The following is a 14729-nucleotide window of genomic DNA, read 5'->3' on the forward strand; positions in this document are numbered from 1 at the left end:
GCACCGAATCACACGCGAGCAGCCGAGCAGGAAGGTTACCCCGCGAGCGCGGGCACCCGCTTCGGCTGCACGATGAACCACAGCGCGCAGACCGACACGAGCGCGGTCGCCGCCATCACGGAACCCATCGGGATGGCCGTGCCGATGCCGAGCACACCGACGATCGGCGAGATGATTCCCGCGAGCCCGAAGTTGAGCGCACCGAGGAGCGACGCAGCCGTACCGGCCTCATGCCCGTGGTTGACGAGCGCGAGCACCTGTACCGCCGGGAAGCCGAACCCGGCAGCCATGATGAAGAAGAACAGCGGCACGAGGACGCCCATCAGCCCAACGTCCGCCATGGTCAGCACCACGATCGTGAGCGCCGCGACGAGCTGAACGAGGGTGGTGACCGCGAGGATCCACTGCGGGCCGTACCAACGCATGAGCCGCGACGACACCTGCACACCGATCACGATGCCGATCGAGTTGACGGCGAACAGCAGGCCGTACTCCTGCGCATCGAAGTTGTACACCTCTTGGAAGAGGAACGACGAGGACGAGAGGTACGCGAAGAGGCCGGAGAAGCTCATCCCGCCGATGATGGCGACGCCGACGAAGACACGGTCGCTGAACACCGATCGATAGCGGTCGCGCGCCGTGCTGTGGCCGGCGTCCTGACGACGCGCCGGCGGCAGCGTCTCGACGATCCAGAGCGACACCGCGACGACGACGAAGAGGCCGTAGATCGCGAGGAAGACGAACAGTCCGCGCCAGTCGATGAACTGCAGCAGCTGCGAGCCGATGACGGGAGCGAGGATCGGCGCGAGGCCGTTGACGAGCGCGAGACGCGAGAGCATCCGGACGAGCGGCTTCCCGCCGAACAGGTCGCGGACCATCGCCATCGCAACGACACCACCGGCGGCGGCACCGGCGCCCTGGAGGACGCGGAAGACGGCGAGCCAGGCGATGTCCGGAGCGAACGCGGCACCGACGGACGCGGCGATGTGCACACTCGTCGCGAGGATGAGCGGCAGGCGGCGACCGACCTTGTCGCTCCACGGCCCCATGAACAACTGGCCGACCGCGAACCCGATGGTCGTGCCGGTGAGGGTCAGCTGGATGAGGCTCGCCGGCACGTCGAGCTCCTGTTGGAGGACGGGGAATGCCGGGAGGTAGAGATCGATCGTGAACGGCCCGAGCGCGGTGAGCGCCCCGAGCACGAGGATGTAGACGAGTCTCTGGCGGCCGGAGAGCGAGTCTCCGGGGTGGACGACGGTGATGCCGGCGGTGGTCAAGTGTTCTGTTCCTAGCGAGCGAGGGTGATCGATGGTCGCCGCTGGGGCGCATCGAACACCGCTGGCCTGTTGCGCCGTGGAGTCCGATCGAGCCGTGCGTCGTCGCGGCCCCGGCGGATGTCGTCCGTCGCCGTGCCGGTCAGATCGTCACTCTGACTCGAATCGATTCGATGCGGACAACCAACCGTATCAGCCCGTCGCCGGTCTGCAACCGTTTTGCCACCCATCGTCAGGTCCCTCTTCCCAGCCGCCGAGGGGTCGCAAAGTGCGGGTGCTGCCCGCTTGCACCCGCACGTTGTGACCCCTCGCGAGCTCGGAGCAGGTGGGACGGTTAGAAGCCCTGGGCGAGACGGTAGTAGGCGTTGTTCCAGCGCAACTCGCGCTGGAAGGCTGGGAGCGTCGTCGACTCGTCGATGACCACGAGCTCGATGCCGGCGATCTCCGCGAAGTCGGCGAACACCTCGATCCCCACCGCCGTCGACATGACCGTGTGATGCGCGGCGCCCGCCGTGAGCCACGCGGCTGCGGACGTCGCGAAGTCCGGCTGCGGGCGCCAGACGGCGCGCCCGACGGGCAGCTTCGGGAGGGCTTCGAGCGGCTCGACGACGTCCACGACGTTCGCGACGATGCGGAAGCGGTCGCGCATGTCGCTCATCGCGACGACGACGGCCGGACCGGGATCGGCCGTGAAGACGAGCCGGACCGGGTCCTCCCTGCCGCCGATGCCGAGCGGATGCACCTCGAGCGTCGGACGAGCGGCCGTGAGGGATGGGGAGACCTCGAGCATGTGGGCGCCGAGGATGAGCTCGTTGCCGGGCTCCAAGTGGTAGGTGTAGTCCTCCATGAGCGACGCGCCACCAGGCAGGCCGGCGCCCATGACCGATGCGGCGCGCACGAGGATCGCCGTCTTCCAGTCGCCCTCCGCACCGAAACCGTAGCCATCCGCCATGAGTCGTTGCACGGCGAGGCCCGGGAGTTGTCGGAGCGCCCCGAGATCCTCGAAACTCGTGGTGAAGGCTCCGAAACCGCCCTGCTCCAGGAACGAGCGCAGGCCGAGTTCGATTCCGGCGCCGTTCCGCAACGAGTCGTGCCGATCAGCTCCCGACCGCAGTTCCGGAGCGACGTCGTACAGCGCCTCGTACTCGGCGACGAGCGCATCGATCGCCGTCTCGTCGACGGCGGCGACGGCATCGGCCAGCTCGTTCACCCCCCAGGTGTTGACCTGCACGCCGAAGCGCAGCTCCGCCTCCGTCTTGTCGCCTTCCGTGACGGCGACGAAACGCATGTTGTCGCCGAAGCGGGCGAGTTGCAACTCGTGGGTCGCCGCCCATCCGGCCGCCGCCCGCTGCCAGGTGCCGACCGCTCGCTGCACCCGCGCGTCGGACACGTGCCCGACGACGGTCTTCCGGGAGATGCCGAGCCGCGTCTGGATGTACCCGAACTCGCGGTCACCGTGAGCTGCCTGGTTGAGGTTCATGAAGTCGAAGTCGATCTCGCTCCACGGCAGATCGACGTTCGCCTGCGTGTGCAGGTGGAGGAGCGGTTTGCGCAGCGCGTCGAGACCCGCGATCCACATCTTGGCCGGAGAGAAGGTGTGCATCCAGACGACGAGACCGACGACCCGGTCATCCGCGTTGGCGTCGAGGGCTGCGCGACGGATCGCTTCCGGCTCGGTGAGGACGGGCTTCCACACGATGCGGACCGGCACGTCGGGAGCGCCGTCCAGCTCGGCGGCGATCTGCTGCGACTGCTCCGCCACCTGCCGCAGCGTCTCCTCGCCGTAGAGGGTCTGACTGCCGGTGAGGAACCAGACCTCGTAGCCGTCGAGCGTCGTGGTGGGTTTCGTCATCTGCTTCTGCTTTCGGGCGGGAGTGGTTCGGAGAGGGGCGCGGCGGATGCAGGCGGTACTGCGTGCGGAGTCTGACCGTAGACATGCTGGTAGCGGTCGAAGAGCGCGTCGATGGCCTCGGCAGGCAGAGGGGTCGGCTCACCGAGCTGGCGGGAGATGTGCACGGTGCGCGCGACGTCCTCGACCATGACGGCGGCCTTCACGGCGTCGCGCGCGTCCGTGCCGATCGTGAACGGTCCGTGGTTCCGCATGAGTACCGCTCGCGACCGATGTCCGGTGAGCGTCTCGACGATGCCGCGCCCGATCGACTCGTCGCCGATGATCGCGAACGGGCCGACGGGGATCTCGCCGCCGAACTCGTCGGCGGCTGCCGTGATAACGCAGGGGATCGGTTCTCCGCGGGCCGCCCACGCCACGGCGTAGGTCGAGTGCGTGTGGACGACGCCTCCCACTTCCGGCATATGCCGATAGACGTATGCATGTGCCGCGGTGTCGCTCGACGGCGATCGGTCGGCCCCCGGGGTGCCGTCGATGACGTTCCCGTCGAGGCCGCAGACGATCATGTTCTCCGGCGCCAAGTCGTCGTAGCTGACACCAGACGGCTTGATGACGAAGAGGTCCGCCCCCGGCACACGACCCGACACGTTCCCGCCCGTCCACTGGACGAGCCCATAGCGTGTGAGCTCACCGTGGAGTCGGGCGACATCGGCCCGGACCCTGGCGATCGCGACCTCGACCTCCGCGGCGAAGGTGCTCATGCGCCTGCCTCTCGTCGGAGCTGCTTGAGCCGGTGCATCACGCCGCGACCGCCGCGACCGAAGGTGTCGTGCAGGATCGTGTACTCGCGGTACAGCAGGTCGTACGCGTCGGATGCGAGCGCGTCCGGGACGTAGACGGCGCGATGGACGGAGCCCATCGCATCGCCCGCCGTCGGCACGTCCGGATACGCACCTGCCGCCACCGCTGCGTGGATCGCCGACCCGAGGGCCGGCCCCTGAGCGCTCCCGATGATCGAGATGGGCATCCGCAGCACGTCCGCATAGACCTGCATGAGGAACGGGTTCCGCTGCAGACCGCCCGCGACGATGAACTCGGTGACCGGGACGCCCGACGCCGCGAAGGTCTCGACGATCGTACGTGTCCCGAAGGCGGTCGCCTCGAACAGCGCCCGGTAGACCTCTTCCGTTCGGGTCGTGAGCGTGAGGCCGAGGACGAGCCCTGTGAGTTCATGGTCGACGAGTACGGAGCGGTTGCCGGAGTGCCAGTCGAGGGCGAGGAGGCCGTGAGCGCCGACGGGTTGGTCGGCGATGAGAGACGTGAGGTACTCGTGGATCCCGATGCCGAGCCGCGCGGCCTCGTCCGTGTACCGCGCGGGCACCTGGTTCTCGACGTACCAGGCGAAGATGTCGCCGACCCCGGACTGGCCGGCCTCGTACCCGTACAGGCCGTCGATGATGCCGCCGTCCACGACACCGCACATCCCGGGCACCTCCGCGAGCACGTCGCCGTTCATGACGTGGCACGTCGAAGTGCCCATGATCGCGACCATCTGGCCGGGGTGCACGGCCTGGGCGGCGGGTGCGGCGACGTGCGCATCGACGTTGCCCACTGCGACGGCGATGCCCTCCGGCAGTCCCGTCCACGCCGCGGCGCGCGCGCTCAAAGCGCCGGCAGCAGCACCGAGTCGGCCGATCTCGTGCGCCACCTTGCCATCCGCGAAGTCGGCGAAGTCCGGGTTGAGCGAGCCGAGGAAGGACCGGCTCGGATACGCGCCGTCCTGGTACACGCCCTTGTACCCGGCCGAGCAGGCGTTCCGCACGTAACGGTCGGTGAGCTGCCAGACGATCCAGTCCGCCGCTTCCACCCAGTGGTCCATCCGCTCGTAGAGCTCCGGGTCCTCCTCGAGGAGTTGCAGGCCCTTCGCGAACTCCCACTCGCTCGAGATGAGCCCGCCGTACCGAGGCAGCCACGACTCCGCCCGTTCGGCGGCGAGGGCGTTGATGCGATCGGCCTGTCTCTGCGCGGCGTGGTGCTTCCAGAGCTTCACGTAGGCGTGGGGCCGATCCGCGTACGCCGGGATCTCGTTCAGCGGTGTGCCGTCCGCGAGCACGGGGATCATCGTGCACGCCGTGAAATCGGTGCCGATGCCGATGACCGCGGTCGGGTCGATCCCCGCGGCACGGACCGCGGCCGGGACCGCAGTACGGAGCACCTCGACGTAATCGGCCGGGACCTGCAGTGCCCAGTCCGGGGGCAGCTTCGCGTCGGCGCCTGCACCGGGAACGGTGAGCGCGGTGTCCATGACTCCGTGTGCGTAGTCGTGGACCGCCGAGCCGAGTTCTGCGCCGTCCGAGACCCGGACGACGAGCGCACGGCCGGAGAGCGTGCCGAAGTCGACGCCGATCACGTATCGGTCGGTGACCGCGGGCGCGACTGAGCCAGCGATGGGTTCGGAGTGGTCGGTCACGGGTGCTGCTCCTCGGGAGGTCTGCTGGGAACGAGTGGTCTGGCGGCTGGGCGCGGGCGGGTCCGGCGATCCGGCGCGGACAGGCGCGGGAGGCGGGTGCCCCTCACGCGCACCCGCCCATCGCCCGGACGATGTCGCCGGGGGTGGGACGTGCATCGGGAGCCGTCGGCTGGTCGTGCGTGGTCCCGACGACTCGACCTGCTCTGACGGCGAGGACGCGGTCGCTGCACGCCGCGAGCACCGCTGGATCGGCGCTCGCCACGACGACGGCCTGGCCGCCGGCCGCGAGTGAGGCGATGGCGTCGAGCCTCGCCGCGCGCTCCGCCTCACCGATGTCGCCGGCGACGCCCGCACCGGTTGCGAGGCCGCCGCCGAGCGGCTCCCCCAGGACCACGACCCGCATCGGGCCGTCGAGCATCGACCGGAGCGTGTCCGTGAACTGCGCGGCCGACGGGCCCTGATGCGCACCGGGGATGACGGACACGAGTCCGGTCGGCACGGTCGTCGCGGGGTAGGCGCGATGCCGATCGGCAACGCCCATCGCGATCATCCTGATGAGCGATTCCGAGGACACGCTCGACGGGACGCCGCCGATGAAGGACAGGTCGAAGCGGATGGGGTGCTCCGTCGTGAAGACGAGACCGGCGGCGCGTGCGCGATCCATGGTGGAGACATCGACCGGATCCCCGTCGATGAGCACGGTCCCGGTGACCGCCGAACCGTACGAGGCACCGAAGAAGCTGGTCGCGGCCTCCATCGCTCCGCCGTCGAGCGGGCCGAAGAGACCGAGCACTTCGCCGGGTGCACAGTCGAAGGAGAGGCCGTCGACGACCGTGAGGGATTCATCGGCCGGGTGGTGCACCCGCCAGCCGCGGACGGAGAAGACGGACGATGCGATGCCACGAGCAACCGATGACGTCGTGGCTCCAGCACCCCACGCGTCGGGCCGAGCAGTCCGGGCGAGCTGATCGGCCCGCGCGGCCAGTCGTTCGAGCACGGCTGCTTCGGCAGACGCCTCATTCGCGTCGAGATCGCGTCCATCACCGACATCGCGGAGGTCGATCTCGGGCCCGTCTGCGCCGAGTACGGTCGCCCGGTCCGCATACGCCGCGAGTCCGGTCACCGTTCCCGTGGCGACGACGATCGCGGGCCCCGAGCGGGCGACGGCGACGAGGGCACTGTGCCAACGGCGCGATTCCGCATCGCTCAACGCGAGCCCGACATCGTCCACGAGGACCACGGTCGGCGATCCCAGCACAGCCCGGGCGAGCTCGACGAGCCGTCGTCCGAGGCGGTCCAAGGCCGTGGCGGGCGCGGCGGCGTCGAGCTCCAACCCGACGAGGTCGAGGGCTGAGCGCACCCGGACGGCGTCGGGCACGCGCGACTCGACGCCACGGCCGCTTCGCAGCAGACCGCCGAACATCTGCAACAGCGACCGTGCCGGCCGCTCCACCCCGAGCAGCACGTTTTCCCCGACCGACTGGTACGGACTGATGCCGGACCCGCTCGAGACGAAGCCGATGCCTGCCACCTTCGCGGCGGACCGCGACCCCGGACGATGCACGGTCGCCCCCAGCAGCACGCTCCCCCCGACCAGCTTCGCACCAGCCCCGGCGCCGGCGACCGAGCCGGCGAGCGCACCGACGAACGCGGACGCATCGACCCCACCGACGAGCGCTCGCACCTCTCCCGCGGCGACGCGGAAGCCGGCCACGGACGCGACGCATCGTCGTGCGAGGTACACGTCGACCGCCTCGATCGTGAGCGCCGGTGCTCGTTCGTCCGTCATGTTGTGGCTGCCCATCGGGTTCGGGGTCGGGAGATCAGCGTTCAGCGGCTCAGAGGGCACAGGCGAAGGTTCGCGAACCGAGCCCACGGCCCGGCCGTCAGCGTCCGCCGCTCCGGCGCTTGTTGTACACGTCGAACGCGACGGCGAGGAGGAGCACGAGCCCCTTCACGGCCTGCTGCCATTCGATGCCGAGGCCAATGATCGACATGCCGTTGTTGAGGACGCCGATGATGAGACCACCGATGATCGCACCGCCGATCGTGCCGACGCCGCCCTGAACCGCCGCACCGCCGATGAACGCGGCGGAAATCGCTTCAAGTTCGAACCCGTCACCCGCCTTCGGGCCTGCGAGGTTCAGTCGTGCGGTGAAGATCAGACCGGCGAGCGCCGCGAGGAATCCCATGTTGACGAAGAGGAGGAAGTCGACCCGGCGCGTCTTGATGCCGGACAGTTCTGCCGCATGGCGGTTGCCGCCGATCGCGTAGATGTGACGGCCGAAGACCGAACGGTTCATCACGATGCCGTAGACGAGCACGAGGACGGCGAGCACGATGAGAGTCACCGGGATGCCCTTGTACGCGGCGAGCGCGTAGACGAAGAAGCCGATGGCGGCGACGATGAGGACGAGCTTCGCGACGAACCAGGCGAACGGTTCCACTTCCTGCCCGTACTTCTGGCGGCCGACGCGCATCCGCACCTGTTGGACCACGAGCGCCACGACCGCGAGGGCACCGACGCCGAGCGTGAGCGGATCGATCGGGAAGTCGCCGAACACGCCGCCGAGGAATCCGTTGCCGAGCGCACGGTACTCACCGGGGAAGGAACCGATGTTCGCGTTGCCGAGGACCACGAGCGCGAGGCCGCGGAAGATGAGCATGCCGGCGAGCGTCACGATGAACGCCGGAATGCCGACGTACGCGATCCAGAATCCCTGCCACACGCCGACGAGCGCGCCGATCGCGAGCGACAGCACGATCGCCAACCACCACGGGAACTGCAGTTGCACCGCGAAGACGCCCGACACCGCGCCGACGAACGCCGCCACGGAACCGACCGAGAGATCGATGTGCCCCGCGATGATCACCATCACCATACCGATCGCGAGGACGAGGATGTACCCGTTCTGCACGATCAGGTTCGAGATGTTCTGCGGGCGCAGGAGGATGCCGTCGGTGATGATCGCGAAGAACACGACCACGAGGATGAGGGCGATGAAGATGCCGTTCTTCCCGAGGTCGCTCAGCATGTGCGTGAGGCGGCTCGTGAACCGATTCTGCACGGGGTTGATGAGGCTGCCGGCGGCGGCGGACTCGGTCGGTTTCGTGTCCAGGTCTGACATGTCGTGGGTTCCTTGTCGATCCGTTGGCGACCGCGCTAGCGCGGCTTCTCCATGGTCATGAGCGTGAGCAGGGCCTCAGGGTGAGCCTCCGCGATGGGCAGTTCGCCCGTGATACGACCCTCGCTGAGCGCGTAGATGCGGTCGCAGATCCCGATGAGCTCCGGCAGTTCCGAGGAGATGACGATGACGCCCTTCCCCTCCGCCGCCAGTCGATTGATGATCGTGTAGATCTCGTACTTCGCGCCGACGTCGATGCCGCGGGTCGGTTCGTCGAGGATCAGGACGTCCGGATCCGAGTAGATCCACTTGGACAGGACGACCTTCTGCTGGTTGCCGCCCGAGAGCTTGCCGGTCTTCACGAGCACGTTCGGTGCCTTGATGTTCATGCTCTTCCGGTAGCCCTCGGCGACGCGGTACTCCTCGTTGTCGTTGACGAGGCCCGCCGTCTCGAGTTTCGTGAGCGACGCCATCGAGATGTTCCGCTTGATGTCCTCGATGAGGTTGAGGCCGTAGTACTTGCGGTCCTCGGTCGCGTAGGCGAGGCCGTTCGCAATCGCCTCGGAGACGGAACGCGTCTTGATCTCGACTCCGCGCTTGAACACCCGACCGCTGATCCGGCTCCCGTAGGACTGGCCGAAGAGGCTCATCGCGAACTCGGTCCGACCGGCGCCCATGAGGCCCGCGATGCCGACGATCTCGCCGGCCTTCACGTTGAGGTTGACGGCGTCCACCATGACCCGCGATGGGTCCTGGGGGTGATGCGCCGTCCAGTCCTCGACTCGCAGGATCTCCTCACCGATGTTCGGTGTATGGTCTGGGTATCGGTGCTCGAGGTCCCGCCCCACCATGTCCTTGATGATGCGTTCCTCGGTCACGTCGGTCTTCACGATCGTCTCGATCGTTTTGCCGTCGCGGATGACCGTGACCGTGTCCGCGACCTTCTTGATCTCGTTGAGCTTGTGGCTGATGATGATCGATGTGATGCCCTGCTCCTTGAGGTGCAGCATCAGGTCGAGCAGGTGATCGGAGTCCTCGTCGTTGAGCGCGGCCGTCGGCTCGTCGAGGATGAGGAGCTTCACCCGCTTCGACAGGGCCTTCGCGATCTCGACGAGCTGCTGCTTGCCGACGCCCAGTTCGAGGATCTTCGTCGTCGGGTTCTCCCGCAGGCCGACCCGCGCGAGGAGCGCCGCGGCCTCACGATTCGTGCGGTTCCAGTCGATGAGCCCGAGTCCGTTCTTCAGCTCGTTGCCGAGGAAGATGTTCTCCGCGATCGAGAGGTACGGGCTGAGCGCGAGCTCCTGGTGGATGATCACGATGCCCTTGGCCTCGGAATCGCGGATGTCCTTGAACTGGACGATCTCGTCCTCGAAGACGATGTCGCCGTCGTAGCTCCCGTGCGGGTACACGCCGCTCAACACCTTCATGAGCGTCGACTTGCCGGCGCCGTTCTCCCCGCAGATCGCGTGGATCGTGCCGCGCCTGACGTCGAGCGTGACGCTCGACAGCGCTTTGACCCCGGGGAAGGTCTTCGTGATGTCGCGCATGGCCAGAATGTTGGTCGTTTCCCCTGACACCGTGGTCTCCTTCGACGTGATGGTGGCCCTTCGACAGGCTCAGGGACCGACGATCCGGTCCCTGAGCCAATCGGAGGGGTGTTCCGAACGGTGCTACTTCGCCTTGACCTCGTCAGCGGTCCAGTAGCCGGAGTCCACGAGGACCTCCTGGATGTTGTCCTTCACCACGATCTGCGATTCGAGCAGGTAGGACGGGACGACCTTCTTGCCGTTGTCGTAGTCCTTCGTGTTGTTGACCTCCGGCTTGTCGCCACCGAGGACCGCCATCGCCATCTTCACCGCTTCTGCGGCGAGCTTGCGCGTGTCCTTGAAGATGGTCGCGTACTGCTCACCCGAGTTGATCGCCTTGACCGAGTCGAGCTCCGCGTCCTGGCCCGAGATGATCGGCCAGGCGTCGCCGACCTTGTATCCCGCATCCGTGAGTGCCGAGATGATGCCGCGCGAGATGCCGTCGTACGGCGACAGGACGCCGTTGACCTTGGATCCGTCCGAGTACGTCGACGTGAGGATGTTCTCCATGCGCTTCTGCGCGGTCTCACCGTCCCAGCGGAGTGTCGCCGCCTGCTGGAAGTCGGTCTGACCGCTCTTCACCACGAGGGTGCCCTTGTCGATGAACGGCTTGAGCGTGTCCTGCGCGCCGTCCCAGAAGAACGTGGCGTTGTTGTCGTCCGGCGAGCCGGCGAACATCTCGACGTTGAACGGACCGGCGGGCGCGCCATCGGTCGGCGTTCCGTCGAGTCCGACGAGGCCGAGGCCGTTGAGGAGCGAATTGGCCTGCTGCACGCCGACCTTGTAGTTGTCGAAGGACGCGTAGTAGTCGACGTTCTCGGTGTCGCGGATGAGACGGTCGTAGGCGATGACGGGGATGTCCTGGTCGGCCGCCTCCTGCAGCACGCTCGTGAGCGTGGTGCCGTCGATCGAAGCGATGATGAGCACGGACGCGCCCTTGGTGATCATGTTCTCGAGCTGCGAGACCTGCGTCGGGATGTCGTCCTCCGCGTACTGCAGGTCGACCTTGAAGCCCTCCTTCTCGAGCTGTTCCTTGACGGCCTTGCCGTCTTGGATCCAGCGCTCGGAGCTCTTGGTGGGCATCGCCACTCCGACGAGCTTGCCGTCGCCGGAACCGGAGCCGCTGCCGCCGGCCGAGTCGCCGCTCGAACAGGCCGCGAGCGACACCATCATCGCGCCGGCCGCCAGTGTGGCGAGAACCATCCTCTTCTTCACTGTGTTTCCTTCCCTCAGGGGTCGCATGGACATCGTTGTCGTGTGCAGGATCCGACGGCCCCTCCGCGTCCATGACGGCGGGGCATTCGCCGGCCCGGTTCAGATCCGGGCGGCGGGTGTGCGGAGAGCGGCGGGGACGGGAGGTCCCGGCCGGAAGTCGTGAACGGTGTGGAGGTGGCGATGCCGAACGGTCGCGGGGCCGGAGACCCTGGTTCCCGCTCGGGTGCGCATCGCTGATTCCACAGGTGACTTCCTCGTCGCTCTCAATGTGACCGTTCACATTGTGTGTCACACCATAGCCCCTGGGCCGACCCTCCTGTCAACCCCGAATCCCGATTCCGCCCCTCTCCAGCCCCATTTCATCTGCCGAGGGGCCGCAAAGTGCGGGTGTCAGGTGCGCGACACCCGCACATTGGGACCCCTCGGCAGGTGGGACGGGGCGGGACGGGCGGGAGGAGCTAGAACTGCTCGTCGATGGCGCGGACGACGTCCCACGCGCCGTCCTCCGTGTTCGACAGGACCACGACATCGATGTCATCCGCCGCGTAATGACGCACGAACGCGCTCACGCCGGCGTTGATACCGTCCTTGTACATCGAACGGATCTCGCCGTCCTCCTCGAAGTCGAACTCGAAGCCGAAACCGTACATCGAGTCCTCGTCGTACTCGACCTGCGGCGAGACGAACTCCTCCGTGAGCTCCTGAGTGAGGAGCTTCGCGCCACGAGCCGCTCGCAGGAACGTGACGAGATCGGCGGCGGTCGCATGCGCTCCGGCATCGGGCGATCCGATGGGCGGGAAGCTGAAGATGTTCGACTGCCAGCGGCCGGTCTCCTCGTCCGCATCGCCACCCTCAGCGACGTCCGGAGCGTCATCGCGACGGTCGAAGAACGCTGAATCCGTCATACCGGCGACCTGGAACACCTGCCGCTGGACGAGCTCCCGGTACGAGACGCCCGTCGCGCCCTCGAGCGCGAGGCCCAGGAGCACGTAGCCGCAGTTGTTGTACCGGCACTCGACGCCGGGAGCGGCGAGCGGCGGCTTGTTCGCGAACTGCGGCAGGAAGTCGGCCGTCTCGATGACGCTGTACGTGGGGCGCTCGCGCCACAACTCGTCGTACGATTCGCCGGCCTCCTCGTCCGCGTCATCAGCGATGCCGGAGGTATGCGTGAGCAGGTGGATGAGCTTCACATCGGGGCTGATCGTCGTGTCGTCAAGGTCCACGTACTCGTGGATCGACTCCTCGAGGTCGAGGGTTCCCGCATCGACCTGCTGGAGCAGCGCGGCCGCCGTGAAGAGCTTGGTGACGCCGCCCGTGTCGAAGCGCGTGGCAAGCGTGTTCGGCACGTTCCAGCGGCGCGATGCGAGGCCGGTCGCGGAGGAGAACAGCGTTTCGTCGCCCTGTTGCACGAGCACCACTCCGGAGAAGGCTGATTCGTCGATGAGGCGGGTGATCGCTGCAGTGTCCATGGTCTCAACGCTACTCGTCCGGCGACCTCCGCGGGCACGCCGATCGGCTTCCGGAGCGGTCGACGGAGGATGCGTCGACGCGGGGACGCACGCCGTTCGCCGACACGGGTCCGGCCGCTCAGAACGAGGGCGGCGCCGTCGACTTCCGCACGATGAGCTCAGGGGCGATCCGCCCGCTCCAGCCGACGGCATCGTTCTCGAGTTGCCCGATGAGCCGCGCGACGCACTGACGACCCAGTTCCGCGAAGTCCTGCCGCACGGTCGTGAGCGGCGGCCAGAAGTGCGCGGCCTCCGGGATGTCGTCGAAGCCGATGATCGACACGTCGCGCGGTACGTCGTACCCGGCCTCCCGGATCGCGTGGATGAGGCCAAGCGCCATCTGGTCGTTCGAGGAGAAGATCGCCGTGAAGTCGCGGATGCTGATGAGCTCGCGGCCTGCCCGGTACCCGAAGTCCGCGGACCAGTCGCCGAGGATCGGCGCGGTCGTCGGTACGTCCTGATCGCCCATCTCGGCGAGGAATCCGCGCATGCGCGACTCCGCCTCGATCCAGTCCTGCGGCCCGGCGAGGTGATAGATGTGGCGATGGCCCAGCTCGATGAGATGCCGTGTCGCGAGTCGCGCACCGAGCGTCTGGTCGACGCCGATCGCGTTCTCGTCGTCCTCGCTCGCCTGCACGGTGACGAAGGGGACGCGGACGTCGAGTCGTTGGATCGCGCCGAACACGCGCACCTGCGGGGCGATGATGACGAGCGCGTCGACCCCGCGGGCCAGCAGGTGGTCGAGCGCGGCGAGGATCGAGGCGTCGTCCGTGTCGGCCAGGTTGACGGTGCTGACCATGTAGCCGGACTCGCTGCACGCGTTCTCGATCGCCTGGATCGTGCTCGCGGGCCCGTATTGGGAACGCTGCGATGCGAGGACGCCGATCGTGCGCGACCGGCTCGTGACCAGTGCCCGCGCTGCACGGTTCGGCCGGTAGTTGAGCTGGTCCATGACCGCCTGCACACGCGTCTTGGTGGCCTCGCGTACCGCGGCGGGGTCGTTGAGCACGCGGGAGACCGTCTGGTGAGACACGCCGGCGAGGCGTGCGACATCGCGGATGTTGGGAGCGCGATCCCGCGCAGCTTCATCGTTCACTGGGAACCTCAGAACTCGATGTGCACGGTCACATCCGCGCTGGGTCCATTATGCCTGCGCGAATCCCCGAATGTGACACGTCACATCACGGGACTGCCGTCGATTTCAGACCCGCCGAACCCGACATCTCCCTCCACAAGCGAAGCCCACTCCGCCAAAAACCATAAAAACATCCAACATTTAGCTTGCTTTGCACCTCAGTGTGGAGTTTGAATACTCCCGGCGAATTACCGTTCGTCAGCAAAGGAGAGAACAATGCAGTTCACAAAATCACTTGCGGCATTCACCCTTTCTGCGGCACTACTCGGCGCGGGGGCCGCCGCCGCGAACGCAGCTACCGAGTATCCAGAAGGCGGAACGTTCGACTACGGAACGGACTCACCGACACGCGGCACCTGGTCGGACTATCACCACCCGAGTCGTGCGCATCACACCAGAGCTGGAAACGCCAGTTACTTCCAGAATAGCGGCGTGGCCAGTCCAGGACGCTGGGCCCAGGCTCAGGTGGGGACGACTCTCTGGGGCAACTACGCACTGTACAACTTCGACTGATCCCAGTTGCCCTCGTCTCCCCCAGGGAGGCGAGGGCAACCCTGTTCTGCGGAA

11 protein-coding genes are annotated in these 14729 nt (G+C 67.3%); 1 reads left to right on the top strand and 10 read right to left on the bottom strand.

Going from position 1 to position 14729, the window contains the following annotated elements; translation table 11 throughout:
• Positions 1-35: 35 nt before the first annotated feature.
• The 10 genes from ACQ3HB_RS10200 to ACQ3HB_RS10245 all read right to left on the bottom strand — a co-directional run bounded on the left by ACQ3HB_RS10200 (position 36) and on the right by ACQ3HB_RS10245 (position 14123).
• On the bottom strand, positions 36-1277 hold the full coding sequence (locus tag ACQ3HB_RS10200; RefSeq protein WP_430919936.1) for a multidrug effflux MFS transporter: 1242 nt from the start codon (positions 1275-1277) through the stop codon (positions 36-38).
• Between the two features lie 331 nt (positions 1278-1608).
• A complete protein-coding gene (araA, locus tag ACQ3HB_RS10205) occupies positions 1609-3126 on the bottom strand; it encodes an L-arabinose isomerase (protein ID WP_430919937.1) in 1518 nt (505 codons plus the stop codon).
• Entirely contained in the window at positions 3123-3884 is a 762-nt protein-coding gene (locus ACQ3HB_RS10210) for an L-ribulose-5-phosphate 4-epimerase (protein WP_430919938.1), read from the bottom strand. The genes araA and ACQ3HB_RS10210 overlap by 4 nt, the downstream gene beginning before the upstream one ends.
• Complete coding sequence (gene araB / locus ACQ3HB_RS10215) at positions 3881-5593, bottom strand: ribulokinase (protein ID WP_430919939.1); 1713 nt, start codon at positions 5591-5593, stop codon at positions 3881-3883. The genes ACQ3HB_RS10210 and araB overlap by 4 nt, the downstream gene beginning before the upstream one ends.
• A gap of 103 nt (positions 5594-5696) precedes the next feature.
• Positions 5697-7382, bottom strand: a complete 1686-nt coding sequence (locus ACQ3HB_RS10220) for a hypothetical protein (RefSeq protein WP_430919941.1) — start codon at positions 7380-7382, stop codon at positions 5697-5699.
• 97 nt (positions 7383-7479) lie between these two features.
• On the bottom strand, positions 7480-8628 hold the full coding sequence (gene mmsB, locus ACQ3HB_RS10225) for a multiple monosaccharide ABC transporter permease (protein ID WP_430920033.1): 1149 nt from the start codon (positions 8626-8628) through the stop codon (positions 7480-7482).
• 128 nt (positions 8629-8756) lie between these two features.
• Positions 8757-10265, bottom strand: coding sequence for a multiple monosaccharide ABC transporter ATP-binding protein (gene mmsA, locus ACQ3HB_RS10230; RefSeq protein WP_430920034.1), 1509 nt, complete (start codon positions 10263-10265; stop codon positions 8757-8759).
• Between the two features lie 123 nt (positions 10266-10388).
• Complete coding sequence (chvE, locus tag ACQ3HB_RS10235) at positions 10389-11507, bottom strand: multiple monosaccharide ABC transporter substrate-binding protein (protein WP_430919942.1); 1119 nt, start codon at positions 11505-11507, stop codon at positions 10389-10391.
• A 470-nt stretch (positions 11508-11977) separates the two neighbouring features.
• Positions 11978-12988, bottom strand: coding sequence for a serine hydrolase domain-containing protein (locus ACQ3HB_RS10240; protein WP_430919943.1), 1011 nt, complete (start codon positions 12986-12988; stop codon positions 11978-11980).
• A 118-nt stretch (positions 12989-13106) separates the two neighbouring features.
• Entirely contained in the window at positions 13107-14123 is a 1017-nt protein-coding gene (locus ACQ3HB_RS10245) for a LacI family DNA-binding transcriptional regulator (protein WP_430919944.1), read from the bottom strand.
• A 255-nt stretch (positions 14124-14378) separates the two neighbouring features.
• Here ACQ3HB_RS10245 and ACQ3HB_RS10250 point away from each other — a divergent pair, with 255 nt between their 5' ends.
• Positions 14379-14675 carry a lactococcin 972 family bacteriocin gene (locus ACQ3HB_RS10250; RefSeq protein ID WP_430919945.1) on the top strand — a complete coding sequence of 99 codons (297 nt, stop codon included), beginning with the start codon at positions 14379-14381 and terminating at the stop codon, positions 14673-14675.
• Positions 14676-14729 lie beyond the last annotated feature (54 nt).

The sequence above is a fragment of the Plantibacter lichenum genome (assembly GCF_050587525.1).
GTDB lineage: Bacteria > Actinomycetota > Actinomycetes > Actinomycetales > Microbacteriaceae > Plantibacter.

What these genes read in the sequence shown, in the direction of transcription:
- araA (WP_430919937.1), bottom strand. Translation starts at nt 3,126, where the DNA reads ATGACGAAACCCACCACGACGCTCGACGGCTACGAGGTCTGGTTCCTC.
- ACQ3HB_RS10210 (WP_430919938.1), bottom strand. Translation starts at nt 3,884, where the DNA reads ATGAGCACCTTCGCCGCGGAGGTCGAGGTCGCGATCGCCAGGGTCCGG.
- ACQ3HB_RS10220 (WP_430919941.1), bottom strand. Translation starts at nt 7,382, where the DNA reads ATGACGGACGAACGAGCACCGGCGCTCACGATCGAGGCGGTCGACGTG.
- mmsB (WP_430920033.1), bottom strand. Translation starts at nt 8,628, where the DNA reads ATGCTGAGCGACCTCGGGAAGAACGGCATCTTCATCGCCCTCATCCTC.
- mmsA (WP_430920034.1), bottom strand. Translation starts at nt 10,265, where the DNA reads ATGCGCGACATCACGAAGACCTTCCCCGGGGTCAAAGCGCTGTCGAGC.
- chvE (WP_430919942.1), bottom strand. Translation starts at nt 11,507, where the DNA reads ATGGTTCTCGCCACACTGGCGGCCGGCGCGATGATGGTGTCGCTCGCG.
- ACQ3HB_RS10240 (WP_430919943.1), bottom strand. Translation starts at nt 12,988, where the DNA reads ATGGACACTGCAGCGATCACCCGCCTCATCGACGAATCAGCCTTCTCC.
- ACQ3HB_RS10250 (WP_430919945.1), top strand. Translation starts at nt 14,379, where the DNA reads ATGCAGTTCACAAAATCACTTGCGGCATTCACCCTTTCTGCGGCACTA.